The organism is Candidatus Hadarchaeales archaeon, from assembly GCA_038823825.1.
Lineage (GTDB): Archaea > Hadarchaeota > Hadarchaeia > Hadarchaeales > Hadarchaeaceae > JAVZGN01.
Window position 1 is genome coordinate 1 of sequence record JAWBCC010000005.1, and the last position, 24,571, is coordinate 24,571.

General features: G+C 46.1%; 29 protein-coding genes and 1 tRNA gene. 12 read left to right on the top strand and 18 right to left on the bottom strand.

Annotated features, from left to right (window positions below):
• The 3 genes from QXF64_05015 to QXF64_05025 all read right to left on the bottom strand — a co-directional run.
• The coding region (locus QXF64_05015; protein ID MEM1689838.1) for an FG-GAP-like repeat-containing protein at positions 1–3,586 on the bottom strand (3,586 nt) is incomplete at its 3' end.
• A gap of 87 nt (positions 3,587–3,673) precedes the next feature.
• Positions 3,674–4,348 (bottom strand): prepilin peptidase, encoded by a 675-nt coding sequence (locus tag QXF64_05020; GenBank protein MEM1689839.1) that lies wholly within the window; start codon positions 4,346–4,348, stop codon positions 3,674–3,676.
• 5 nt (positions 4,349–4,353) lie between these two features.
• Entirely contained in the window at positions 4,354–4,719 is a 366-nt protein-coding gene (locus QXF64_05025) for a hypothetical protein (GenBank protein MEM1689840.1), read from the bottom strand.
• Between the two features lie 73 nt (positions 4,720–4,792).
• On the opposite strand from QXF64_05025, the gene rsxC reads away from it, so the two are divergent.
• From rsxC to QXF64_05055, 6 genes are read left to right on the top strand one after another with little or no spacing between them, the layout of a single operon-like run.
• Entirely contained in the window at positions 4,793–6,067 is a 1,275-nt protein-coding gene (gene rsxC, locus QXF64_05030) for an electron transport complex subunit RsxC (protein MEM1689841.1), read from the top strand.
• The gene (locus QXF64_05035; GenBank protein ID MEM1689842.1) at positions 6,064–6,987 is read left to right on the top strand and encodes an RnfABCDGE type electron transport complex subunit D; all 924 of its coding nucleotides are present in this window, start codon (positions 6,064–6,066) and stop codon (positions 6,985–6,987) included. The genes rsxC and QXF64_05035 overlap by 4 nt, the downstream gene beginning before the upstream one ends.
• Positions 6,984–7,505: an RnfABCDGE type electron transport complex subunit G gene (locus tag QXF64_05040; GenBank protein MEM1689843.1), complete on the top strand. Its 522-nt coding sequence runs from the start codon at positions 6,984–6,986 to the stop codon at positions 7,503–7,505. Before QXF64_05035 ends, QXF64_05040 begins: the two co-directional genes overlap by 4 nt.
• A complete protein-coding gene (locus QXF64_05045; protein MEM1689844.1) occupies positions 7,502–8,098 on the top strand; it encodes an RnfABCDGE type electron transport complex subunit E in 597 nt (198 codons plus the stop codon). Before QXF64_05040 ends, QXF64_05045 begins: the two co-directional genes overlap by 4 nt.
• 3 nt (positions 8,099–8,101) lie before the next feature.
• Positions 8,102–8,680 carry an RnfABCDGE type electron transport complex subunit A gene (locus QXF64_05050; protein MEM1689845.1) on the top strand — a complete coding sequence of 193 codons (579 nt, stop codon included), beginning with the start codon at positions 8,102–8,104 and terminating at the stop codon, positions 8,678–8,680.
• 4 nt (positions 8,681–8,684) lie between these two features.
• Positions 8,685–9,461, top strand: a complete 777-nt coding sequence (locus QXF64_05055; protein MEM1689846.1) for an RnfABCDGE type electron transport complex subunit B — start codon at positions 8,685–8,687, stop codon at positions 9,459–9,461.
• On the opposite strand, the gene QXF64_05060 is transcribed toward QXF64_05055, so the two are convergent.
• Positions 9,442–11,565, bottom strand: a complete 2,124-nt coding sequence (locus QXF64_05060) for an FAD:protein FMN transferase (GenBank protein MEM1689847.1) — start codon at positions 11,563–11,565, stop codon at positions 9,442–9,444. The genes QXF64_05055 and QXF64_05060 overlap by 20 nt on opposite strands.
• Positions 11,566–11,647: 82 nt before the next feature.
• Here QXF64_05060 and QXF64_05065 point away from each other — a divergent pair, with 82 nt between their 5' ends.
• Positions 11,648–12,472, top strand: a complete 825-nt coding sequence (locus QXF64_05065) for an aspartate dehydrogenase (GenBank protein ID MEM1689848.1) — start codon at positions 11,648–11,650, stop codon at positions 12,470–12,472.
• A gap of 2 nt (positions 12,473–12,474) precedes the next feature.
• On the top strand, positions 12,475–13,302 hold the full coding sequence (gene nadC / locus QXF64_05070) for a carboxylating nicotinate-nucleotide diphosphorylase (GenBank protein MEM1689849.1): 828 nt from the start codon (positions 12,475–12,477) through the stop codon (positions 13,300–13,302).
• A 5-nt stretch (positions 13,303–13,307) separates the two neighbouring features.
• Here the strand turns inward: nadC and QXF64_05075 are convergent, their stop codons facing one another.
• Together QXF64_05075 and QXF64_05080 are read right to left on the bottom strand one after the other, a co-directional pair.
• Complete coding sequence (locus tag QXF64_05075; GenBank protein ID MEM1689850.1) at positions 13,308–13,556, bottom strand: Lrp/AsnC ligand binding domain-containing protein; 249 nt, start codon at positions 13,554–13,556, stop codon at positions 13,308–13,310.
• Between the two features lie 49 nt (positions 13,557–13,605).
• Positions 13,606–13,800: a hypothetical protein gene (locus QXF64_05080; GenBank protein MEM1689851.1), complete on the bottom strand. Its 195-nt coding sequence runs from the start codon at positions 13,798–13,800 to the stop codon at positions 13,606–13,608.
• A 137-nt stretch (positions 13,801–13,937) separates the two neighbouring features.
• Here QXF64_05080 and hypA point away from each other — a divergent pair, with 137 nt between their 5' ends.
• Both hypA and QXF64_05090 read left to right on the top strand, forming a co-directional pair.
• Positions 13,938–14,333, top strand: coding sequence for a hydrogenase nickel incorporation protein HypA (hypA, locus tag QXF64_05085; protein ID MEM1689852.1), 396 nt, complete (start codon positions 13,938–13,940; stop codon positions 14,331–14,333).
• Positions 14,303–15,028, top strand: coding sequence for a P-loop NTPase (locus QXF64_05090; protein ID MEM1689853.1), 726 nt, complete (start codon positions 14,303–14,305; stop codon positions 15,026–15,028). The genes hypA and QXF64_05090 overlap by 31 nt, the downstream gene beginning before the upstream one ends.
• Positions 15,029–15,039: 11 nt before the next feature.
• Here QXF64_05090 and QXF64_05095 read toward each other — a convergent pair whose 3' ends face one another.
• The 7 genes from QXF64_05095 to QXF64_05125 form a co-directional block, all read right to left on the bottom strand.
• On the bottom strand, positions 15,040–15,699 hold the full coding sequence (locus tag QXF64_05095; protein MEM1689854.1) for a TraB/GumN family protein: 660 nt from the start codon (positions 15,697–15,699) through the stop codon (positions 15,040–15,042).
• Positions 15,696–16,352, bottom strand: coding sequence for a 2,5-diamino-6-(ribosylamino)-4(3H)-pyrimidinone 5'-phosphate reductase (locus tag QXF64_05100; GenBank protein ID MEM1689855.1), 657 nt, complete (start codon positions 16,350–16,352; stop codon positions 15,696–15,698). The genes QXF64_05095 and QXF64_05100 overlap by 4 nt, the downstream gene beginning before the upstream one ends.
• A 39-nt stretch (positions 16,353–16,391) precedes the next feature.
• Positions 16,392–16,463, bottom strand: a tRNA-His gene (locus QXF64_05105).
• 62 nt (positions 16,464–16,525) lie between these two features.
• Positions 16,526–16,807, bottom strand: a complete 282-nt coding sequence (locus QXF64_05110; GenBank protein MEM1689856.1) for a hypothetical protein — start codon at positions 16,805–16,807, stop codon at positions 16,526–16,528.
• 4 nt (positions 16,808–16,811) lie between these two features.
• Complete coding sequence (locus tag QXF64_05115; protein ID MEM1689857.1) at positions 16,812–17,138, bottom strand: hypothetical protein; 327 nt, start codon at positions 17,136–17,138, stop codon at positions 16,812–16,814.
• Positions 17,139–17,170: 32 nt separating this feature from the next.
• Positions 17,171–17,902, bottom strand: coding sequence for a polysaccharide deacetylase family protein (locus QXF64_05120; GenBank protein MEM1689858.1), 732 nt, complete (start codon positions 17,900–17,902; stop codon positions 17,171–17,173).
• Positions 17,892–19,034 (bottom strand): glycosyltransferase family 4 protein, encoded by a 1,143-nt coding sequence (locus QXF64_05125; protein ID MEM1689859.1) that lies wholly within the window; start codon positions 19,032–19,034, stop codon positions 17,892–17,894. The genes QXF64_05120 and QXF64_05125 overlap by 11 nt, the downstream gene beginning before the upstream one ends.
• Before the next feature lie 93 nt (positions 19,035–19,127).
• On the opposite strand from QXF64_05125, the gene QXF64_05130 reads away from it, so the two are divergent.
• Positions 19,128–19,703 carry an NTPase gene (locus tag QXF64_05130; protein MEM1689860.1) on the top strand — a complete coding sequence of 192 codons (576 nt, stop codon included), beginning with the start codon at positions 19,128–19,130 and terminating at the stop codon, positions 19,701–19,703.
• On the opposite strand, the gene QXF64_05135 is transcribed toward QXF64_05130, so the two are convergent.
• The 4 genes from QXF64_05135 to QXF64_05150 are packed head-to-tail and all read right to left on the bottom strand — an operon-like array spanning position 19,660 to position 22,312.
• Positions 19,660–20,811 carry a tRNA (guanine(10)-N(2))-dimethyltransferase gene (locus QXF64_05135; GenBank protein MEM1689861.1) on the bottom strand — a complete coding sequence of 384 codons (1,152 nt, stop codon included), beginning with the start codon at positions 20,809–20,811 and terminating at the stop codon, positions 19,660–19,662. The two genes, QXF64_05130 and QXF64_05135, sit on opposite strands and share 44 nt — an antisense overlap.
• A 16-nt stretch (positions 20,812–20,827) precedes the next feature.
• Entirely contained in the window at positions 20,828–21,439 is a 612-nt protein-coding gene (locus QXF64_05140) for an RlmE family RNA methyltransferase (GenBank protein MEM1689862.1), read from the bottom strand.
• The gene (locus tag QXF64_05145; GenBank protein MEM1689863.1) at positions 21,429–21,851 is read right to left on the bottom strand and encodes a GIY-YIG nuclease family protein; all 423 of its coding nucleotides are present in this window, start codon (positions 21,849–21,851) and stop codon (positions 21,429–21,431) included. Before QXF64_05145 ends, QXF64_05140 begins: the two co-directional genes overlap by 11 nt.
• On the bottom strand, positions 21,848–22,312 hold the full coding sequence (locus QXF64_05150; GenBank protein ID MEM1689864.1) for a 6-pyruvoyl tetrahydropterin synthase family protein: 465 nt from the start codon (positions 22,310–22,312) through the stop codon (positions 21,848–21,850). The genes QXF64_05145 and QXF64_05150 overlap by 4 nt, the downstream gene beginning before the upstream one ends.
• Positions 22,313–22,417: 105 nt before the next feature.
• On the opposite strand from QXF64_05150, the gene fbp reads away from it, so the two are divergent.
• Positions 22,418–23,533 carry a fructose-1,6-bisphosphate aldolase/phosphatase gene (gene fbp / locus QXF64_05155; GenBank protein MEM1689865.1) on the top strand — a complete coding sequence of 372 codons (1,116 nt, stop codon included), beginning with the start codon at positions 22,418–22,420 and terminating at the stop codon, positions 23,531–23,533.
• Between the two features lie 31 nt (positions 23,534–23,564).
• Here fbp and QXF64_05160 read toward each other — a convergent pair whose 3' ends face one another.
• Entirely contained in the window at positions 23,565–24,563 is a 999-nt protein-coding gene (locus tag QXF64_05160) for a sugar phosphate nucleotidyltransferase (protein ID MEM1689866.1), read from the bottom strand.
• Between the last annotated feature and the right edge of the window lie 8 nt (positions 24,564–24,571).

The window sequence follows — 24,571 nt, forward strand, 5'->3', positions numbered from 1 at the left end:
TACTTTCTAAAGCATATATGTAACGCTTTCCAGAAAGGATGTTTTCAGCGTAGCAGGCGACGGTAGATCCCACTATCCCTGGCCAGGGTGAAAGATTCTCCCACCAGGCTGGCGCATATCTCCAGAACTGGTTGTCTGAAGTTGCTCTAATCATATAAAGAAACGCGCCATCAAAGGAGAGCCTATCATTCGCATAACTAACAGTCGCTGGAAGAGCTGTTAACGACTCCCATGTGTTCGTGACCACATTATATCGGTAGAAACTCGTTGTTGTTCCGCCCCGCACCGCGTATATGTAATTCTCGTTTATCACTTCCTGGGCCCCTCCGGCTCCCCAGCTGGCTGGCGCAGATGCAAGTTGCGTCCACGTGTTATCCGAAATCCTATATCTCCAGTACTGGTTTGTTCCGCCCGGAGCATAGTAGAGGAAACCTCCTACTGCCACGAGTGAGGATCCGCTTGCGGGCGGCGGTGGAGTTCCTCCATAAGGCAGATTGTAAAGTTTGGTCCACGTGTTTGAAGTTATAGAATATACGTAAAGCCCGTTTTCGGAGGATCCGTTAAGTATCGCATAAATACTGCTCCCACCTCCCCATGCTATGCAACTTCCGGAGTACTGATATACCGGAGTGTTTGCAAGAGTCTCCCACTTATTCTCCGGAATGTTGTATCTCCAGAAGTTGGGGGTACCGGATCCTCCTCTGGTCATGTAAATGTAATTATCTTTAGTCCACACCATTCCGCTCCCGGCAGTGGTGGTCGATCCGGGATTTGTTCCCAGATTTTCCCACACATTCTCAAAAATATCAAACCTATACATGTACCGTGTATCAAACGCATAGATATATCTCTTCCCAGAAGCTGAATTTTCTGCATAACAAGCTGTAACATTTTGATTTGTTAATCCGGGCCAAGCTGGTAGATTTTCCCATTCTTCCGTCAACGTTTTTGCGACCGCGTTGCTCGCCTCGCTTATTATCTCGCACAACCCGTCAACGGTTCTGGTACGCCCGAAACCGGAAGAAGCCCCCACTCTCAAAGATGAATCAGCCAGAACTCTGGGCTCCGAAGAAACGATGGCATCACTACCGATCGTTAAAGTTGGAGTTTCTGCTTCGAGCGATAGCCTTTCCCAGCTAACAACAGCACCGAGATCGAAAACCCTAGAAAGATACCAACCTGAAAGAGCAAAACGCTGCTTAAATTCCCATATTTCCCCGCCACCCAATCCTGATGGATTCCCTGCCCAGAAGAGTATTCTGCCAGCTGCATAGGCAATTCTAGGTCCGACATAGTAGTCTATGCGCCAAGGAAGATTCGGGAATCTCTCCCATTTGTTTTCCTTTATGTTAAATCTGTAGAAGTTGTCGCTGTGCTCTTCCCAGCATGATCCGCCTCCAGCCGCATAGATGTAATCCTCTTCACCAATCCAAAGGAGAGATGCCCCGTCTCCGACGCCTCCAGTCTCCAACTCGAGAAGTGAGGGAAGATTCTCCCACCGATTTTCGAGAAGATCAAATCTAGCAAAATTACCGTTGGGGGTCGCTTCAGGCACTTCACCCTGTAAAGCATACAGATACCTTCCACCTGCCCAGACCAAAGAAGCCCCATCGTCCGTCTGATTATCCCAATTTGGATGGAACGGTAAGATTTCCCACTTGTTTTCCCTAACTGAGTATCTAGCAAAAATCGAAGCATGACCACGATAATAACCTCCAGGTCTAGCTTGCTTCCCGAGAAAAGCGTAGAGGTAATTGTCATCATAAACTCCTAGAACCCGACCAGGTACCCACACGAGAGCATTCCCAGCCCCCTGTCCAGCATAATTTTCGTAAGAGCCCACCGGGTTTACGTAGGGAGTGTCGGCAAGCCTTACCCATCGATTCTCAGAGATGATGTAGCACCAGAATTCGTAGCGATTGTCATCCGTTCTCCCTCCGGCCAGCGCATATATCCGGTCTCCGTTGTCCCAAGCGAGCACGGTCCCTGAACGGAAGGTGCCATCAGGAGGCCTAGCTAAGCCTTCCCACCATTTATTTTCTGGATTGTATCTCACGAAATACGCCCGATCCGTCGCACTCCAGCATCTAGCAATGTAAAGATGTTTATCAGTTCCAACAACGGCCTCTCCGTAACCTCCAGTGAAGTATGTGTTCTCACCTGTGTAAACCCAGTAACCGCTGGTCTCCACAAGCCTGATCTCCGCTCCCTTGTGAAGTTTCCAGTTGTCAGTTATCGAAAAAACTGTGTTTTCACGTTCTCCCGGAATCATGTTCTCGAGTTCCGCAGGAATGTCCTCAAAAAGAACCGTAACAGTTCTAAAGAGCGTTACGCGGTCATCCAGGTATCCTGTAACCAAAATATCAGGCCAGCCGTTAGCATCGATATCTACCACAACCATTTCTGACCTTACGTTTCCCGGTCGCTCATACGCCCAGAGGAGAGCTCCGTTTTTCCCATGTAGCGCGTATATCCTGGCGTTTTCTCCTACTCTGTTTTCGATTTCCGCAGAATCCGTTCCAAAGAGGACATCAAAAACGCCGTCGCCGTTGACATCCGCAATCGTTGGAGATGAGAGGATCTCGTTGCTTGTTCCAAACGACCAGAGAACCGTACCGTCCTCGCCTTTGAGACAGAAAACCCTTCCAGCCCTCGAAGCTACAACAACCTCAACCTTTCCGTCTCCGTCCAGATCTCCAACTGCTGGATCCGTCTGGACGTAAGGAATTGTGGAAAAGGGGACTGACCAGATCGGTTGTCCATCACTTGCTCTTAAAGCATGAACACCGTTTTCCCAAGTGCAGACTATTAAATCTGGGGAACCGTCTCCGTTTATGTCCGCGATCGGAACAGTGGAATATATTTTACCTCCAACAGACCTGCTCCACTTTATCTGCCCGTTATCACCGTAAACGACGTAGACTTTTCCGTTGACGGAACCGAAAACTACCTCGACTTTCCCGTCACCATCAACATCCGAAACGCTTGGAGCCGAGAAGACATTTCCGTCTATAGAGACCGTCCAGAGGACGGAGCCGTTCTCACCTTTAAGGGCGTAAACATACGGACGGAGCTCGAAAATCGTGGAAGGATAGCCAAGATTGAAGACGATTTCCGGCTTTCCGTCACCGTTCACGTCATAGATCACTGGGGCGGCCTGCGAACCCATCCCGATGTTGAACTTCCAGACGAGATCTCCATTTTCCGCGTTCAGAACGTAAAACCAGCCATCAAGCGAGCTGAACGCAACCTCCAGTTTTCCGTCTCCGTTAACGTCCCCAACCGCCGGGGTCGAGTAAACCGGACCACCCGTTGAATAACTCCACTTTATCGAACCATCGGCGTTTATCGAATAAAGCCTGTTGTCCCTCGAACCCACGAATATAACCTTCCTTCCACCCAAATCCGCTACAACTGGCGAGCCAAGATGGTTTGAACCCAGCCTGTTTTCACCTTTCAATTCGAGACGGGTTATCCGGGCAAAAGGTTTTGACTCGGCTTTGCCTGTCCTCGCTGGGTTTCCTCTCCCGACTGGCCACTCTGCAGCAGTTAACGGAGTCCCAACTATAGAAATGAATACCGTCAACACTAGCACATACATAAGAAAGCGAGAGGGGAAATACCTGGCCAAGACTTCTCCCTAAAAATTTTTTATTGTTTTTTGGTAAAAACTTTACGTAAACTCCAGAAAGCGCGAAATCAATGCCCAATATATATCTCCTATGATAACTGCCAAGACCAGCCCTGCAAAAAGAATCGGTGCGAATGGTGTTCCAATTTTTACTCTTATTCTTTTGGGAATCTTTCCTTCATGAGCTAACCTCTTTATCTCTCTCACCTCATATCTGGTCAGACCAGCCGCTCTTTTCGGATCTCCGTAGACTTTTCCTTGATGGGCGATAGTCTCCGCAGGTATCATTCCTTCCTTCAAATCATCCACATGAACTGTCTGATAAAAAATACCCTTTCTCCTTCGGATTATGGCAAAAAAGGGGAGACTAAACACTGTTAAAATAACGGAATTAAAGAGAACTGAAATGAAAAGCGGGTAAGGAGACCCAGTCGTGAAAGGAAGAAGCGCACCTAGACCAGTAAAAAGCTTTACGTCCCCGCCCGCCCATCCGCCGATCGAGTAGAGAGCTATCCCTAAAATGAATGCCGCGATTGCTCCCAGCGCCCCTGCAAAAATCTCCCATATTTCACCCCTCACCGCTCCGGAAACACCGTGGTAGATTATGCCAAAAGCAATCATTGGATATGTGATTTTGTTTGGTATTATCTTTCGCCTGATATCGGTATACGCTGCAAGTGATGTGAAAATCAGGGAAATGAAAAGCGGGATTTCCATCCCACTCACTTTGAAATCTCCCTTTTAAATATAAGGAGACCGCGATACCATATTTTCAGAACATCCCCATTTTCGATTCTTATGTCACAGTTGATAATGACCGGGATGTTTTCTATAATCAGCGAATTTCCCTCACCCCGCACGAGCTTTCTGTCGTTCCTAAAGATTGCCCAAGTCCAATCAGTATTCTCGATATTTTCTCTATCACCCCGGATATTTTCCGGCAATAGGATAATTGCCATTCCGTTTTCAGCAATTTGCACAGAGGCTTCGAGCGTCACGTTCGGAACAGCAAGCATAACTGAGAAAAACGCAACAGAAATTATGAGAATTGCTGCCGTCGATATCAGCAGATAGTCCGATATGTCCATATCGCTCAGAAAATGATGTTTTCACGATTACATATAAGTAGTACATACAAACTCGTTTTACAGAGGGGATGAGGTGTTCAGAAAATTTAAAGGAGGAATAAAACTTCCTCACCTAAAGCCTACGGCTGGCTTTACGATCGAAAGAATGAAGCTTCCGTCTCTCGTCGTCGTGCCGTTAAAGCAGCACATAGGGGCGGTGTGCGAACCACTAGTTCAAAAAGGAGAGAAGGTTAAAACTGGACAGAAAATTGGGGATTCCCATGCGAATCTTTCTGCTCCAGTTCATTCGCCGATTTCGGGAGTCGTCAAAGAGGTCAGGATGCATCCGATTCCAACCGGAGAAGAGGTTCCGAGCATATTCATCGAAAGCGATGGTGTTGATGAATGGGTAGAAACTTCCGGAATCGATCCGGAGAAAGCCGGAAGGGAGGAAATACTTTCGAAAATAAGAGAAGCTGGAATTGTTGGGCTCGGAGGGGCGGCGTTTCCTACTCACGTGAAACTGAACCCCCCAAAGAAGGTTGATACTCTCATAATCAACGGCTGCGAGGGAGAACCTTTCATCACAGCCGATCACCGTCTGATGCTCGAGTATCCAGAGCGGATTATGCGGGGTGTGGAGATAATGATGAAAGTTTGCGGAGCCGAAAGAGCAATCATCGCAATCGAGGAGGACAAGAGAGACGCCGAACAACAGCTGAAAAAATTTGAAACAGAACGAATAAAAATCGCGGTGTTACCATCTAGATATCCACAAGGTGATGAGAGACATCTAATCAAAGCATTACTCAGAAGAGAGGTTCCAGCTGGCGGTCTTCCTTTTGACGTTGGAGTGGTGGTTCAAAATGTGGCTACAGCGAAGGCAGTGGCTGATGCTATTCTAGACGGAAAACCTCTGATTGAGCGGATAGTGACAGTCACCGGCGCAGTCCGATTACCGAAAAATCTCTTGGTCAGAATTGGAACCCTTTTTTCTGCTCTCATTGAAGAATGCGGCGGACCAGCCAGAGAATATGACAAGATAGTTGCCGGAGGTCCCATGATGGGTTTTGCACAGTGGTGCGATATACCAGTCATAAAGGGAACTAACTGCGTTCTGCTCATGAAATCCGTAGAAGATGAAGAGAGAGATTGTATAAGATGCGGAAGGTGTGTGGATGTTTGCCCGATGGGGCTTGAACCAACCATGCTCGCTTCTTTTTCCAAGAAAAAAATGTTTGACAAATGTCTGGAATATCGGGTGACCAGTTGTGATGAATGTGGATGCTGTGCCTATGTCTGTCCCTCAAAAATCCCCCTCGTGCAATATATCAAGCTAGCAAAAGATGCACTGAGGAGATCCGCATGAACAAGCTGGTTGTTTCTCCAAGTCCTCACATAAAAGATTCCATAACAGTAGAGGAGATAATGTATTCCGTCATTATCGCGCTCGTTCCGGCGGTCGTGGCTGGGGCATACTTTTTCGGGATCGAAATTCTAGCCGTGATAGCTGTATCAATTCTGACGGCCGTGGTTACCGAATACGTCGCAATGAAGCTAATGAAAAGAAAATTCAGAAATGACGGGAGCGCGATTCTCACAGGTTTGTTGCTCGCTCTCACACTTCCACCCACGGTTCCTCTCTGGATACCAGCTGTAGGGGCATTTTTCGCCATAGCGATTGTGAAATGTGCATTCGGAGGACTCGGGCACAACATCTTTAATCCTGCATTGGCTGGAAGAATCTTTCTTGCCCTTTCTTGGCCATCTCTGATGAGAAAATGGCCCGAGTGGGTGGGTCCTGACGGAATAACCACGGCTACCCCACTTCAATTATGGAAGTTTCAAAACACTCTCACTCCCTATTTCAAACTTTTCATCGGAAATGTTGGCGGATGCATAGGTGAGACTTCCGCTCTGGCATTGCTCATAGGCGGCCTCTTTCTGATTTCCAGAAAATACATAGACTGGAAGATTCCAGTCTCTTTCATAGGAACCGTTGGGCTCCTGATGTTTCTGCTCGGTCAGGATCCGATCTTCCACATACTGGCGGGAGGACTTTTCCTTGGAGCATTTTTCATGGCAACGGACTATGTGACCACTCCATTGACCGGGAAGGGTAGAGTGATCTTTGGTGTCGGGGCTGGAATTCTGGTTGTCATTTTCCGAATGTATAGTGGGATGACTGAAGGTGTGGCGTTCTCGATTCTCATCATGAACGCCTTTACACCTTTGATAGATAAGGTCATCAAACCCAAGGTTTATGGAACCACAAAGGTGAAAACATGAATACCAGAGAGATCATGGTTTTGACCATAATCTGCATAATTTCCGGTTTCTGCCTTTTTGCAGTCCACAATCTCGTGAAGGAAAGGATAGAAAAAACTGAAAACACTGAAATGATCAGACTTTTGTCCGAAATTTTTCCCTCCTCGGAATTCGCAGAAGAAAACGGGATATATCTCGCGCGGAGCAAAGAAAATGGAGAATTGGAGGGATACATAGCGATGGCAGAAGGGAAGGGATATGGTGGTAGCATCTCGTTAATGATTGGAATCCACAAAGATGGGACTATCAAAAAGGTCAAAATCCTAAAACAGAGCGAGACTCCAGGGCTCGGGGCAAGGATAACGGAAGAAAACTTTCTTGCTCAATTTGAGGGGAAAAGCGTCGATGAGGTAATGCTCAAGAGAGATGGTGGAACAATAGACGCAATAAGCGGGGCTACCATAAGCTCGCGGGCAGTCGTGGAAGCTGTCAGAGAGAAGATGCTCGAACTGGCTTATCTTTGGGGGTCCGCGGGATGAAGGAGTTCACAAAGGGGATTTTGAAAAGAAATCCGATATTTTACCTCATGCTTGGTCTATGTCCTACGCTTGCGATTACGACAGCTGTCGAAAACGCCTTGATAATGTCCGCCGCATTCCTTTTCGTGATGATCCCGTCGGCCGCGATAATCTCGATGGTTAGAAGGTGGATCCCAAGAAATGTGAGAATCCCATCTTTCATTGTCATAATTGCAACCTTCACAACCATCATCGACCTCCTCATCCACGGCTTCCTGCCCAGATTTTACGAAGTTTTGGGAATATTCATCCCACTCATCGTCGTGAACTGCATAGTTATGGGGAGAGTAGAAGCATTTGCCTCGAAAAATCCGGTTAGAGAATCAATACTTGATGCTGCTGGCATGGGGATCGGATTTTCGGCCGCCATTGTCGTCGTTTCTATAATAAGAGAATTGCTCGGAAGAGGTTATGTAGAGATCTTCGGATATACGGTGATTCCCTCTTTTACCCGGTCGCCAATCGGAGTGATGATTCTTCCGCCAGGAGCTTTTCTCACGATCGGGATAATCATAGCGATTTTCAAGAAGAAGGGGTTGCTTAAAGGGGTGTGATGCTTGGAGAACCTGCTCGCCATAGCAGTCGGAATGATACTCGTCAATAACATCGTGCTCACGAGATTTCTCGGTCTCTGTTCGTTCTTCGGGGTTTCGAGAAGAATAAGAGATGCGCTCGGAATGGGGATCGCCGTGACTTTCGTGATGACATGCTCCGCTGCGATCACTTGGTTTGTGTACGAATATCTGCTTGTGCCTGCAGGTATTCAGTACATGAGAATAGTAGTGTTCATTCTAGTTATAGCCAGTTTCGTTCAGATGGTTGAAGTGATAGTGAGGAAAAAAGCTCCCAGTCTCTATAGAGCGATGGGCATATATTTACCCCTCATTACAACAAACTGCGCGATTCTTGGTGTAGTTCTCATCAACACGGAGGTTGAAAGATATTCTTTCGTTGCGTCCACCGTTAGCGGTTTTTCTGCCGGCATAGGTTACGCTCTCGCGATCCTACTAATGGCCGGAATAAAAGAAAGGCTTGAAATCGCAGAAATACCCGAATCATTCAGAGAATCTCCAATCGGCTTCATAATCGCTGCCCTTCTCGCTATGGTCTTCATGGGGTTTGGAGGGATGGTGTGAAAAAATGATTGAAGCTCTCATCTTGGGTGGGCTTGGATTTTCATTTGGAGTAGTTCTGGTCTACCTTGCCAGAAAATTCGAGGTGAAGGTTGATGAAAGACTGGAGAAAATAGTCGAACTTCTCCCCGGAAAAAACTGTGGGACATGCGGTTTCGCAAATTGTGAAGAGATGGCCTCCGCTTCGCTAAAAGATCCAACATATTTGGAAAGATGTAGAGTTCTGGAACCGGATAACAGACGAAAAATCGAAGAAATTTTGGGGGTCAGCCTGCAAGATATTTCTAAGAAAATCGCAATTGTAGCATGTACTTTCCAAACTGAAAACAAGTTTAAATATGTCGGAGTTCAGACATGCGCGGCTGCTGTGCTTGTTTCAAGCGGTTTCAAAAAATGTAAGTATGCCTGTCTGGGTTTAGGGGACTGTGTCAGAGTCTGTCCTTTTGATGCGATATCAATCTCCGAGGGTGAGGTCAAAATAGATAAAAACAAATGTGTTGGATGTGGTCTCTGCGTACAAACCTGTCCGAAGAACGTAATTAATCTCGTAAATGCGGGTGCGTACGTATTTGTTTCGTGCAGCTCTAGAGACAACGCAAAAACTGTTGTCGGCGTGTGCAAGAATGGATGTATTGGATGCGGCCTATGCGCAAAGGCCTGTCCCGTCGGGGCGATAAAAATCGAAAACAACCTCGCGATCATAGATTATTCTATCTGTACTGGATGCGGAAAGTGCGCTGAAGTTTGTCCTAGAAAAGTAATCTTCAAACTACGGACCAATTAACTTTGAGGATTTCTCCGGAAGATGAGACGATCAAGGCGCTCAGACCGAGATTTCTGATTAGCTCCGCTCCATTTTCAGGACCCATCACGAAAACCGCTGTGCTCAGAGCATCTGCATCTAGGCATGTTGAAGCAATGACGGTGACGCTCATCGACAAATCTGCGGGATACCCAGTTCTAGGATCCACGATGTGATGAATTCTCTTTCCGCTTAAAAAGAAAAATCTTTGATAGTCTCCGGAAGTTGCCACAGCTGCGTTCTCGATCTCCAAGATTTCTACGAGCTTTGTTGGATTTCTCGGGTCCTGAACTCCTATTTTCCAGCGCTCTGTTCCCTTTCTCCCGAATGCCCTCATGTCTCCGCCTATGTCGACGAGGAAGTTTTCGACTCCGTAAGATGATAAAACCTCACAAGCTCTGTCAACCGCGTACCCCTTTGCTATTCCGCCGAGGGTAACTTTCATTCCTTCTTTCGCTAATTTTCCGGCATTTTCCGTAAGAAGAACAGCTGACCAGTCGACGAATTTTAAAACGTTTTCCAACTCATCTTGGCTAGGCATTCGTCCCGTTTCCCTCGTCTTTTTCATCCAAAGATCTACCAACGGCTTCACGGTTATGTCAAAACAACCGCCCGAAATCTTCGAATACTCTTTCGCTTTGCTTAGCACAAAAATCGTTTCTTGTGAGAGCGAAACCCAGTCGCCAGAGTTGTTGAGCGAATAAATCTCACTTTTTGGGTCGAATTCAGACATCAGAGAATCAATTCTCGAAATTTCGCGGAAGGCGGCGTCAACTGCTATCCTCGCGAGCTTCAAATTTTCATGGCAAACTGTTATCGTCGCATACGTGTCCATAATCAGTCTGGTCTCGCGAAGAATGTTTCCGGAGATTTCCGTTCGCTCCCCATAAATGTAGGCGACTGCAAGCAGAGAAATCGAAAAAATAAGCATGATGGCCAGACCCTGCAGAATTTTTTTATAAAAAACTGGTAGTCTGGGTTGTGAGACCGAAACCAAGGAAAACAAAGCGATTATCGAATGCATGGTAAGCACTGAGGCCGCGAGGCCGGTCACGCCGTAAAGATTTCCAAAAACAATCGCTGTGCCCAGCCAGACAGCAAGTCCAGCAATCTGTGACAGGAAAATCAGTTGAGGTCTTTTTCTACCATATAGTTCCGAGAACATGATGGCGGAAAGTGATGATGGAAATATTGCAAGTCCGGCTATCTGACATGCCTTCACACCTTCCTGAAAGCTTGGGAAAACTTGCCGAACCAAGAGGGGAGATAACACAAAAACGATCAACGACAGAATTGCTGATAGAAGCAGTCCTTTTCTTTCAATTTTTCTAGTGTCTTCGCCGTTCGATTTCTTTGGAAGAAGATAAAAGAAGAAAATTTGGGAGACCACGGAAAACAAAACAAATATCCTATAAGCAAGTTGATAAACTGCAAGCGTGGACATCCCGAAGAGCATGCCTACTATAATTTTGTCGACGAACTGCATCGAGCCCGAAACAACATTTGAACCGAGAGCTCCAGCAGAAAAGGTTATCTCCTCCTTTGTTGGACTCTGCTTGGAAATTCTGAGAGAAAAAAGCGGGATCGAGAAAATGAGATGAGCCAGAGCAAATCCGAGAAGTATGTAGATCACTAGTCCGGAAAATCTGTACAGCAGAAAACCGAGAAATATGGATAAGGATTTTGAACCAAGCCACATCCACATATAACGGCCGTAGTCCTCTCTAGCAAGTTCGCGATGAACAGCGAGTGAAAAAAGGGAAAATCCGAGAGCCGAAATTCCAACTATCCAGTGAACAAAGAGAGAAAGTGCGATGGCAATCCACACACTCGTGGCTAAAACTATCAGAAAGAACTTGGAAACTGTTTCTCCTTTCTTTCCAAACACAACGATGGTTTTTTCGAAACCGAGAAGGCAGAAAATTGAAGCAAACATCCCGATCGAGAAAAGCCAGCTCAGATATCCATATGCGTTAGGGTGTATGAGAGTTGCGAGAGAAATCCAGAACAGAGCACCCAAAAGCGACGCACCCAACTGGCCCGCAGTCACGTTAAGCAGACCTTCGGTCTTTGGCTGGTCCTCCATCGGTTCTACTCTCTGTTCGAGAGACCAAATAACCCAAACGGATATTGGATTTTTATAAGAAGCTAAAAGAAAGAAATTCTCGATGCTGGGAGTTGGAATAATCGGATGCGGCGCTCTCGGTAGCATCTTGGCAAAAGAGATAGACATAGAAGAGGCGGGAGAAGTGAGACTAGTCGGGGTTCTTGACAAAAAGATGGAAGCTGCAGAAAAACTCTCGAAAACACTTAGAAAAAAACCGAAAATCTTCAAAACTATTGAAGAGATGCTCGCGGACAAGGAAATAGACATTGTGGTAGAAACCGCTTCGCAGGAGGCTGTCAAACAGTACTCCGAAAAGATATTGAAAGCCGGAAAAGATTTGGTGATTTTAAGTGTTGGAGCGCTGGCCGACAAAAAACTTCTTTCCTCGCTCATAAAGATCGCAAAAAAGACTGGAAAGAAGATATACGTTCCGTCGGGGGCGATCTTAGGAGTCGATGGGATAAAAGCAATAAGCATACGAGAAGTTGACGAGGTACTGATAATCACGAGAAAACCGCCCAGAGCGCTCAGCTATAGCGAGTATGTCAAAAGAAAAAGAATTGATCTAAAAAAGATGAGGCATCCGAAGGTCATTTTTGAGGGACCAGCCAAGGAGGCCGTAAAATTCTTTCCAGCGAGTGTAAATGTGGCCGCAACGGTGAGTCTGGCTGGTGTCGGATTTGACAAAACCAAAGTGAAAATAATCGTGGACCCAACCCTGAAGAGAAACATACACGAAATACACATTAGGGGGGTTGCTGGCGAATATTCCATAATCGCCAAAAATTTACCTACGGCCGAGTCAGCCAAGACAAGCATGCTGGCAGCCCTCTCCACTGTGAGGCTTCTCAAGAGCTTGCAAGAGCCTCTCAAGATTGGTGAGTGATAATGGATAGAAAACTCATCAGACAAATGCTGAAAGAAGACGTCGGAAAAGGGGACATAACCTCAGAAATTCTCATTGGCAGGAAAGTTAGAGCAAAAGGAAAAATAATCACAAAACAAGACGGCGTGTTGGCCGGAGCAGAAGAAGCTTCTAGAATTTTTGCGGAAGTCGGTGTAAAATCGAAGATTCTGAGGAAAGATGGAGAGGAAATAAAGAAAGGCGATGTTGTAATGGAAGTCGAAGGACCAGCTAGGAAAATCCTCATGGCAGAAAGAATGGCCCTGAACGTGCTCATGCGAATGAGTGGTATAGCTACTGCAACAAAAAAGCTACTTGAACTTGCGAGAAGAAAAAATCCAAATATCATAATCGCTGCAACGAGAAAAACTGCCCCACTTTTGCTCGGGCTGGACAAAAAAGCTGTAATGATCGGTGGAGGAAGTACCCACAGGAAAAACCTAAGTGAAATGATTTTAATAAAGGATAATCACCTAAAGCTCGTCGGATCCGTTGAACTGGCTGTAAGGAAAGCAAAAGAGGCCGGCAAAACTCCTGTCGAAGTTGAGGTAACAAATATCGAGGATGCCGTCAAAGCGGCAGAAGCGGGAGCAGACATAATTCTGCTCGATAACATGAGCGTCGAAGAAGTGAAAGAAGTCACAAAACTCTTGAAGAGAAAAGGTTTGAGAGAAAAGGTCAAGCTAGAGGTTTCTGGTGGAATAGGCCCGGAGAATATATCTGACTATGCTGCAACTGGAGTCGACGTAATTTCCTCAAGTTACATGACGATGAAAGCTCCGGCGATTGACATGAGTTTGGAGATAGAGTAAAAACCCTAGATATCAACGACCACTGCGGTGTTCGTGTCGACTATCCCTGCTATTTTGTGTATTTTCTCAATTATCACGCTGCTGAGGGTGTTCATATCCTTCGCTTCAACAAAGGCGATTATATCGTATGGCCCTGTGACCACGTGAACCGATTTCACGCCCTCGATTTTCGTTAACGCCTTGGCCACTTTCTTCACTTTTCCAATCGCTGCCGTTATCAAAATGTACGCCTCAGTCATTTTCTCTTTCGTCATTCTTTCCCACCTCCGTTCCATTATTTATTCGCACGTTAAATAAAAGCGATTAGGTGGCCGGCCGAACCTCAAGCTTGATGCCTAAGACCAGCTCCGCGGCGCGCACAACAAGACCATTTTGACCAACAGCACGGCCGATCTTGTCTTTCGGGACATAAACGATTAATCCCTTATCTGTCTCCTCAACTCTTTCGATGGGAACATCGAGCATCGTCTTCAATTTTTGCAAAGTTTGTTCGTCCATTTTTGGCCTTAAAGAATTCTCAGCAATTTTTAAAAGGATTGCTTGCTTTCGGTCAATGCCGAAAAGCATGCCACTCTTGTCTTTACTTGACTTGGAGGGGAAATTTAGATTATACGCCTCGTATATTCAATTTACAGATGCACGAATGGGCTATCGCTGAAGGAATAGTCGCAACAGTCTTGAAGAGCTCTGGAGGAAAAAAAGTCAAAAAAGTAAAACTTCGAGTCGGTGAACTGCAACAAATAGATTTAGAAATCTTGGAATTCGCCGTTAAAGAAATTTCCAAGATCGAACAGGGAAAAGAAATAGCTGAAATCGACGTTGAGATCGAGAGAACAGAGTTTGAGTGCCACGAATGTCACAAAAGATGGCGCCTGCACCTTTCACGTTCGAATACAGAAATTGCGGAACTCGTACACTTCTTGCCTGAGAGCTCAAAGATTCACTTAAGATGTCCGCACTGTGGTTCGTCAGACTTTGAAATCTCCGGAGGTAGGGGAGTTTGTATAGAATCCTTCGTGATCCAAGAATAGAAGCGGCAAAACGCATGATGTCTAGAGTAAAACGAATACTCTGTTTCGCCAGCGGAAAGGGGGGTGTGGGCAAAAGTGTGCTTTCATCAGCTTCTGCTCTGCTCCTTTCTTCGTCTGGGAGAAAAACAGGCTTGTTAGATCTGGACTTCCACGGGCCATCTGCACACACCATTCTCGGAGCGAGAGTTGGATTCGGAGAGAATAGAGGAATAATACCACACGAGTTCAACGGAATAAAAATAATGTCTATTGTTCCGTTTGCCGGACGAAAACCGATCTTGTGGAGAGGGAGCGACATCTCTCAGTCCATCTTAGAGCTCTTGGCAATAACGAGATGGGGGGAACTTGACTTTTTGGTGATTGACATGCCCCCTGGAACTGGTGAGGAGATTCTCGAAACCAGCAAAATTCTTGAGAGGGGGGAGTTTGTAATCGTGACTACTCCTTCTCTTCTTTCGATCGAAACTGTCAAGAGGTTGATTCTCGCTCTTAAAGAACTCGAAGTGGAAATCTCCGGAGTTATAGAAAACATGGGGGATGGCAATAAGGCCAAAAAACTCTCCAAGGAATACAAAATCAGGTTTCTTGGCAATGTGAGATATGATGAAAATCTGGAAAAAGCAATTGGAAAACCAAACAAACTTTTGAAAACCAAAATATCGAAAGACCTTCAAAAGATACTGCAAATCCTATAGAAAAGAACTTTTTAGAAATCCAAACGGAGAGAAAACCAAGATTTTTCGGCATGATTCTGCAGAATCTGCAGGATACCTTTAACATGCGCGGCTCCAACAACACACACGACTTTCTTATCGGAGTTTAGAAGAGGAAGCAGTCTATTTGCCATTATGACATTCCGCTGTTCAACTAATATTTTGTACGTGAACGGAAAGAACTTTCTAAAATCCGACAAAAGCTTTTCCACCGTTTCCTCCTCCGTGAGATCGCTGATTTTCTTCTCGAAAGGCATGAAAAGAGAAAAAAGTATTTGAAGACCCATCAGAAACTTTTCCCTAAGCGGAATCCCCATCAGCTGTCGAATTGTTATCTCCATATCCTGATCGATCAGCATGATCAGAGCTCCCACTTTTCTAGCTTCCTCAATCGCTGTCAGCATTTCTTCTCCAATTGGTGAGCCCGTCAATTTTGCTAACCTTTCTTGAAAGATGTAAATTAAACGGATAAGAATAGACGAATTCTGAGTCTTCCAAGTTCCGTAGGTTAGAGCATGATAGCGCGCTGGACAGAGTTCCAAACAGACAACCTCTGGTTTTTCTTTCGCTATCAATTCCCTAACTTCTCTCACGCTTTCTGGTAAAACATGTCCCACACCCAAGATTATGAAGCCATCTCTGACTTTTTTCAACACTGCCGTTCACCAACTTTGTAAATCAGAAGAAGATCTTTTCCAACTTTTTCTATACCAGTTAGTTTGAGCTTTATTCCCTTCTTGACGAGCGGAATTCCTTCACCTTCAACAAGCGTTTTGGCTCTTTCTCCTCCAACGATCACAGGAGCGATCGATATCCTTATCTCGTCCACCAAGCCATGCTTGAGCATCTCCCAATTAAGAGTGGGTCCTCCTTCCAGAAGTATCTTTTTCACACCAAGCTCTGAAAGTTTCTCTAAAAGCTTTCTCAGATCTACTTTCGCTCCATCAAAGATCCAGACATCCACTCCGGTTTTCCTTATGCTCTCGACCTTTCTTCTGTTCGCCTCCGAGGAGACTGCAACTATCGTTTTCGGATCTCCCCGGAGAACTTTTGCAGAAAGTGGTATTCTCGCCTTACCATCGACCACTACTCTGATCGGGTTTTTGCCTTTCACTCTTCTAACCGTCAGAGAGGGATCGTCGGAGAGAATCGTTCCCGCTCCAACCATTACGGCATCAACCTCCGATCTGAGCTTGTGAAGTCTGTCCAAGTCCTCCTCGCAAGATATTCTACTGTCTCCACCGACGGTGACAACTTTTCCGTCGACTGTAACGGCTGCGTTCATTATAACGTACGGTTTTTTCATCCAAACAAAAACCGTGTCGCAGGGTTTAAACCGTTAAGGGGCCAGGGCCGGGATTCGAACCCGGGCTGCGGGATCCACAGTCCCGAATGCTAACCGCTACACTACCCTGGCCGCCAAAATTTTCTCGACAGACTTGGATTTATCTCTTGCGTCCAAAAATTCTCATGACAAAACTAAACCCGCTGCTTCTTTTGGAGAAATAGAAGATATGCCATCCAGACCAAAAATACTGGTAAAAGCATGACGAGCCCGAGCAGGATCCCATTCGATATCATCCCTTCAGTTTCCATCTCGAAAAACTCTCCCCCCTCATAGCCAAGCACATGGTCTACCAATATCATGATGGTCGCTCCCCACAACATGAGACCCAAGATGTCCAATCTATACCGCTTCGGGGCAAAAAGCCAGAGAATTGTCACGATGATGGCCGCGACAAATGTTGTAACCAGCCACAAAAAATCACCTCAAGATTCCTGTTTTCGTCCTTAGACCACTTTCAGCACGCTTGATTATGCTCGCATTGATCTTAACTATGCCAACCCAGACGAAAACAGAAGCCAGAGCCATTGGAACGCCAATGTGAAGCATTTCCCCGAAAACGTTTCCGCCTGTTAAAAACGGTGGGTACGGGACAATTTCCCCATGCGCCACATGCTCGACCATTAGCATCAAACTGCCTCCCCAAAGCATTGCATTTAACCATCCAACATGCCATTCCTTGGGAAACTTTTTTGATAAAAGTGTGGTCAAAATTCCTAGAAAAAGCGGAACTACAAAGCAAGCCATTCTTCAGCACCCCCTATCGGAGTAATATTTTTTTACTTATAAATATTACGATTGCGCAATTCTTTTGCAACTTCCTCCATTGTTCGAAACTTTACACCTATACGTAGCATATTGGTGAGCACCTTCCTCAAACGTGCCTCAGCGACTTTGCCTGTTGCGAAACGACAATCCCATCTAACATTTTTCATCTCCACGAGCTCCCATGGGTGAAAATCCAAAACAAGCGGTCTGAAAACTCTCAGACCGAGCTGAACTATAGACAAAGAAACTACTGAGGGTAATCGGAGAATGCTCGAAGGCATAGTGTTCATTATCTCGATCAGGCCCGACGTTTCTGGCCGTTGCCCCAGCCCATACACGGGAACAGAAGAATCGTAGAAATATCCGAGCTTCACAAGAGCCCGATAAGTATGTTTGTTGCATCTGAAATTCGGGCTCCTAAACCCGACGGGTCTTTTCTCGATCGTCTTCTCGATTATCTCTGTTGCGAGTTTCAATCTCCTGAACTGTTCATCGAAGGGTAACAGATCAAGCCTTTCGTGGAGGTATCCGTGACACCCCACCTCATGATTTCTGGCAATTTCCGCGATTTTATCCGGAAATCGCTCACAACATTCGCCGGTCACGAAAAAAGTTGCACGTATGCCCAATTCGTCCAACATCTTTAGAAGTCTCGGTAGTCCTTCCTCAATCCCTCTCCAAGTTTTCAGATAGGGCGGAGCGTCCTGCTCAACATCCACGGAAAAAACCGCTTCACTTGGCAAGCCTAATTACCTCCTCGTAGACCTCCAAAACTCTTTTAGCCATGACATCAATTGTAAAATTTCGCACCGTTTCTAGACCGTTGGCCCGGAGCGATTTTGATAGATTCTCGTCTGTCAGAACTCTTACCACGGCTTTCGCTAAAGAGCTGTGGTCTCCGACTGGGACTAAGATACCATTAATGCCATCTCTGACTATGAGGCTGGAACCTGTCGTTCTTGTCGATACAACTGGAGTGCCGCTCGCCATGGCTTCAAGAATCGCCATTGGAAAGGCCTCAGAAAGAGATGGAAGAACGAAAACGTCGGCTGCAGCCATCAGCTTGGCTATCTCCGTTACAAGCTTCGGCCCTAGGAAATTTACCTTTTCTAGGATCCCAAGTTTTCTAGCGAGTTCCACGACCTCTGGGAGATCTTTACCTTTTCCAGCGATTACCAGCCTAGCGTCTGGAACTTCTTTCACAATTTCAACAAAAGCCTTCACAAGAACGTGGACTCCTTTCAGTTTTTTTATTCTAACCGCACTAAAGACCACTTTTCCGTCCAGACCATATTTTCGTTTTACTTCTTCTTTCTCCTTTTCAGATTTAGGGTAAAAAATAGACAAATCGACTCCATTCGGAACTACTCTAACTTTCCACGGAGGGACCCCAAAATTCACACACGTCTCAGCCGCCTGATCGCTCACACCAATCACCATCGTCGCCTTTTTGACCACTCTCATCATTGGATGATAGAGAACGGACCACCTGCCAATCGTCTTTCTAACAGTGTGGCACGTTATCACAGATGGAATTCTACGTCTCTTGCAATACCAGATGGAGAAAAGCGCTGCGCTGGAGTGAATATCCTGCCCGTGTACAACATCAAAGCCACCATAACGAATCAAGTCCCTGAGCTTTTTCGCCGCCCTCCCAGAGAACATACGCATCAATACGGGAATAACGAATCCATCAAAATAACTCACATTTACATCCGGTGGGATGAATTCGCTTCCTCTGAGACGCGCTGGGAGCGCCAGCGTAACATCCACACCAATCTTCGCAAGCGCCTTGCAGAGATTGGCGGTATAGGTCGCCGCTCCGCCAATATCCGGAGGAAACTCATCTCCAACTATCAGAACCTTCAGCGCTATCCCCCTAACTAAAGCCCTGAAATCTTGATTAAAAAGCTCATGCTGAAGCTTCGGTTTTACTTAAGAGCTTCAAGAAATGAAGATTTGTTGGTGTTGAAGAACTTTCTGGTTACAGGAAGACCCGGAAGCGGAAAAAGCACGATTGTCGCCAAAACCGTTCAAATTTTAATCGACCAAGGGGTGAGGGTAGGGGGAATAGTCTGTCCAGAAATCAGAGATGAAAGTGGTCAAAGGATCGGATTCAAAATGAAGAACATTCTTTCTGGGGAAGAGAGATTGCTTGCACACGTCGGGCACAAAGCAGGACCATCGGTCGGAAAATACGGCGTAATTGTAGAAAATGTAGATTATATGTCAGAAACGTCCATCTTGAACAGCTTGGAACACGTGGATGTTATCGTTATCGATGAAATCGCGCCAATGGAAACCTTCAGCGAAAAATTCAAGAAAGCTATCACAACTGTTTTGGATTCTTCAAAGCCGCTTCTTGCCGCGATCCATATGAGAAGCATGACAGGATTTATAGGGGACATAAAAAAGAGGCCTGACGTTAAAATCTGGGTGATAAAACCCGAAAACCGTGAAAGATTGCCTACAGAAATAGCGTCAGAAATCTTGAAAGTCCTCAGAACAGAGAAATCAGAAAATCGTATGGAGCATCCGTCCTGAAACCTGTTGGTGAGAAATGAGTTCTGGAAAAGAAATATCCCGATGATTTTAGGGCTTCTTCTATGCGGGAGAATTTTGGAGGAGATATACCCGCAACGCTTGCCATTACGTTTAGATCAAAAAAGGTTGGTGGACCCTCGGCCTCATTCACGCACATAGACAAAAGCCTGAACTCTTGACTCCTCTGTCTAAACTTTCTCCGACCTACTCCTTCTAAGACTTTTAGAACAAAATTTTTGTCAAAAATCGAGCCCAGCCAAAGAGGACCGGCATGAGCTAAATCCTCTCCGCAATCACAACTTGAGGGGAGCTCCGCTGCAGTTCCTTTTGTCAAATATCTCCTGCTACATGAAAAGCAATGGGAAACAAAGCCTTGTTCTTTTAAAACTCCAAAAGCGGATCCTGAACTTCTCTTTCCAAAAAGATAAACTCTAAGCTGGTGTCTCGACAAATGGGTAAGAAGAGGGAAAAAAGCAAGATCGTGTTTTGCCGCAACACGTTGAATGAAACCTATCAAAATTCTCGCGCCCAGTTCGTGACAGTATTCTGTCCTCAGAGAGACCGCACCGTACTTCCGTAGACATGCGGATGGAGCAGAACCGCATAGCGCCGCCGTATCGGTGGCTGTGACCGCAAGCACTCCCGCCCGGGAAAGAGAAACGCATGCTGCCTCAACAAAAGGGGCCGGTGATCCAAATGGGTCGAGATCCACGAAATTGAATCTACCGCGCATCTCGTGCAAAAGAACGTTCGCGTCGCTCCTGACAACGGACACCTCGACCATAGGCTTGTTCAACTCCAAGTTCTTTTTGATTATGTCTATCGCCTTTTGTGAAACATCGCTGATGACAACCCGTTCTACTCCTTCCACCTCACAAGCATATCTCAGACCTCGCACGCCAACTCCGGCAAACGGATCGCATATTCTCAATTTTCCCAAAATCTCCACAGCGGCCTGTGCCACGGCCACAGCGATGTCTCTAGCCATCTCCACATGCGGATTGTAAAAGACGTCTGCTCTTGATGGAACATAATCTCCAGTTGGAGCTCTGAAATCCTCGAGACGCGGTACCTCTAGTATTACTTTTCCTTCCGTCACACGAACCATAGTTACCCACTAGAATTCATTCGATTTCTGCTCTGAAACCCTTTCCTATGATGTAGGACTCTGCACTTTGTTTTCTAGAGGCAATCGGTTTAGAAACTTTAACAAAATCAAAATTTTTTCTGAATTCTTTGAGAATTTCTGGAAATTGTTCACCTTGGAATACTTTGACCAATGCCCGCCCGCCGGGTGAGAGAATCTTCTGGCAAATTTTAAGGACTGAGAGGACAAGTTCCGCAGATCTAGCGTGATCGACACTCCATACTCCAGTTATCCTCGGAGATGCGTCCGAAAGCACAACATCTGCTTTCCTAGGAATTTCCTTCAAAATGCGTTCGGGCGTGGTGGAATCCAAGATATCTGCAACAATCGTTCTAACGTTTGGAAATTTCAAAGGTTTTATTGGCTGTAGGTCCACGCCTAGAACGAAGCCTTCCTCTCCAATCTTTTCGGCAGCCACCTGAAGCCAGCCACCTGGAGCTGCTCCCAGATCTACTACAACGTCTCCTCTCCTGAGAATGTTGTAGCGCTCGTTGAGCTGAATAAGCTTGAAGGCTGCCCTCGACCTATAGCCAATCTTTTTCGCTAGACAGTAATAGTGCTCTCTTTTTCTTTCCGATTTAAACGCCAAGAGCCTCCCTCCCGTGTGGTTTGAGACCACAAGCCTTGAAGGCATCAGCCGTGACCGACATCAAAACTGATATCTCTGGATGATAGAATAGGTGAGTCTGACATTCGCAGTCACTGGAGCCAAAACCCTCGATTGGCTGAAGTCTACTGGAGAGATTTCGAGCAACTTCACACTCTCCTCTGCCCTCTGCAAAAATGAAGTCTACAACTCTTGCTCTCGTGAGTAGATAGTCAACATGCCAATGCATCCGCTTTTTCTTTTCTAAGTGTCTCCTCACTCTTTCTTTCAAACCTCCCATTGCTGAACCAACATAGACATAATAACCCGCCCGAAAACTTTTCCTCCCCAAGGCACCGATCACGATTTCAACATCGAATGGGACTTGGATAAATAACGCGTAAGTTCCTTTCATCTTAGAGATCTGCTCGCGATGGCCCTCTTTCCCGGAGACTCCTCTACCCAGACTTCCACCTCCAAAATGTTGTTAAACTCGCCCAGTTTGTCCGAAACTTCTGATAAAATTAGACGAGCTAGTTCCTCTGCGGTCACATTCTCAACTGGAAGAATGAGAACATCCTGCTCGGGAAAAATGTACATTCTTCCGCCGGATTTTAGAGCGAGAGATTTTCCATCGGATTCTAACGTCACATGAGAACTTCTCCCAGGTAACAGAAGCTTGTGATCATATTTCGCACAGATCTCGGACAAAATTTTTTTGAGAAGATCAAAATCTATAACCATTCCTTTCTTGTCCGTTTCCCCGCTCACTGAAACTCCAACCGTCCAATTGTGGCCGTGAACATGCTCACACCTCTCATGACCGATGAGGAAATGTGCGGCTGAAAATCCAACCTTGGTAACCTCTATCTTCATTCAAAGAATTCTTTAGCGGCTGGAAGTTTAAAAGTCTCCAGAAAATTTTCATAGCAAACAAAACCTTTTTAAGCGGAGGTTTTCTTTAAAAAAGGAGGTAAAAACATGAAAACGACAATTTCCGTCATAAAGTGCGATGTGGGTTCGTTGGCAGGACATCACACTGTTCCAGAGCCTCTCATGAAAATTGCAGAAAGAAAGCTAAGCGAAGCCAAAAAGAGCGGGCTAATAAACAGCTACTATGTCTTTCACGCGGGGGACGACCTAGAGCTTCTGATGGTTCATCAGCGTGGCGAGAACAATGAGGAGATTCACAGACTTGCTTGGGACACTTTCCAAGAGGCGGCAAAGAAGGCAATGGAACTAAAGCTCTACGCAGCCGGACAAGATATCCTGAAGACCGCATTCAGCGGAAACATCAAGGGGCTTGGTCCTGGAGTCGCCGAAATGGAGATCGAAGAGAGACAGGCGGAACCGATCATCGTCTTCGCCGCCGACAAAACGGAACCTGGAGCGTTCAACTACCCGCTGTTCAGGATCTTCGCAGATCCATTCAACACTGCAGGACTCGTGATAGATCCAGCGATGACCGGTGGTTTCAAGTTTGAGGTCTTGGACATTTTCGAAGACAAAAAAGTCGTCCTGAAGTGTCCGGAGGAGATGTACGATTTGATTGCTCTGATCGGCACACCTGGCCAGTATGTGATCCAAAGAGTCTACAGAGCCAGCGATAACCTCGTAGCTGCTACAACGAGCACAACAAAGCTCTGGCTGATAGCCGGAAAATACGTCGGAAAGGACGACCCGGTCTGCATAGTCAGAACACAGCATGGTTTGCCGGCTGCTGGAGAAGCGCTAGCGCCCTTCATGCACAGTTACTTCGTTGAGGGATGGATGCGCGGAAGCCACTGGGGACCGCTGATGCCAGTTGGACTGAAGGACGCGAGATGCACGGCGTTCGATGGGCCGCCTCGAATTGTGGCGCTAGGATTCCAGGTCGTAAATGGAAAGATAGCGGAGGACGATGATGGAAGACCACTGATTGCAGATCTCTTCGATGATCCAGCATTTGAACCAGCTAGAAGAGAGGCCGCCGAGCTTGCCAGAGTTCTCAGAAGGATGGGTGAATTCGAGCCTGCCCGGCTTGGCAAAGATTCGATGGAATACACAACGCTTCCAGCTGTACTGAAGAAGCTGGAGAGCAAATTCCAAAAAGCCTAAAAGTCTGCCAACAACCCCAAGTTTTTCTTTTTTATTTTATTCTAAAGTCGTAGTAATCTTCCACTCTCACTATGTCTTCCGGATGATGAGTAGACGATTCATGTAAAATCAAGTTTGAAACCGCCAAGAATGAGTGAACGGTGCCTGGTCTCAAATGAATTTTCTGTCCGGGCAAAAGGGGCTTTTTAGAGTTTCCCTTCATGACTACCCACCCTCTTCCTGAGATAACCTTGAGCACCTCGTCCCTTTTTTCGTGATAGTGCATGGATGTTCTGTAACCTGCCATTATATAGAGAATTTTTTCCATTCTGCCCTCTTTGACTCCTAAGATTTTCTCATAGCCCCAAGGTTTGTCTATCCTGTTTTGGTATTCGAGCTTCGCGGTTTCCAAGTCTTTCTCGGTATCCACAGAAATCCAGAACGGTATGTCTTCTTTGTAGTAGCCGAGCTTTCCTTTTCTGGCTAACTCTGGAAAAGCGGTTCTTTCGATATCCCCAACCATATACTTCTGAAGTATTGGGAGAATTCTCTTAGACATACAGTAAAATCCCCCATTTATGAAATGATTTAAAACCGGTTTTTCCTCAAAACCTATGATTTTTCCACCTTTGAGATTCAGTATCCCGTACGGACTGCGCATCCTAACTGCGAAAATCGATGCCAAGGTTCCCGACTTTTTCCACTTCTCGTACATTCTTTTGATGTTCAGATCTGCTATCACATCACCGTTGCTAATAACAGCGTCCTCTCTGGCGGTCTCCATTCCAAGCCTTATCGCATTTAGAGTCCCCATCGGTGTTTTCTCCTGCACATATTCTATTTCAACACCCATGTGCCTCTCGCCGAATTTTTTGCGTATTTTCTCCCCCAAGTGGGCTGTCAAGAGAATAACACGGTTTATGCCCGCACTTTTATACTGGAAAAGCTGCCTTTCCAGAATTGTGTATCCTGGCTTTAGCTCAAACAGGACTTTAGGGACGGTTTCGGTCGCAGGTCTGAGTCTCTTGCCCAAGCCTCCACAAAGAATCATTCCAATCA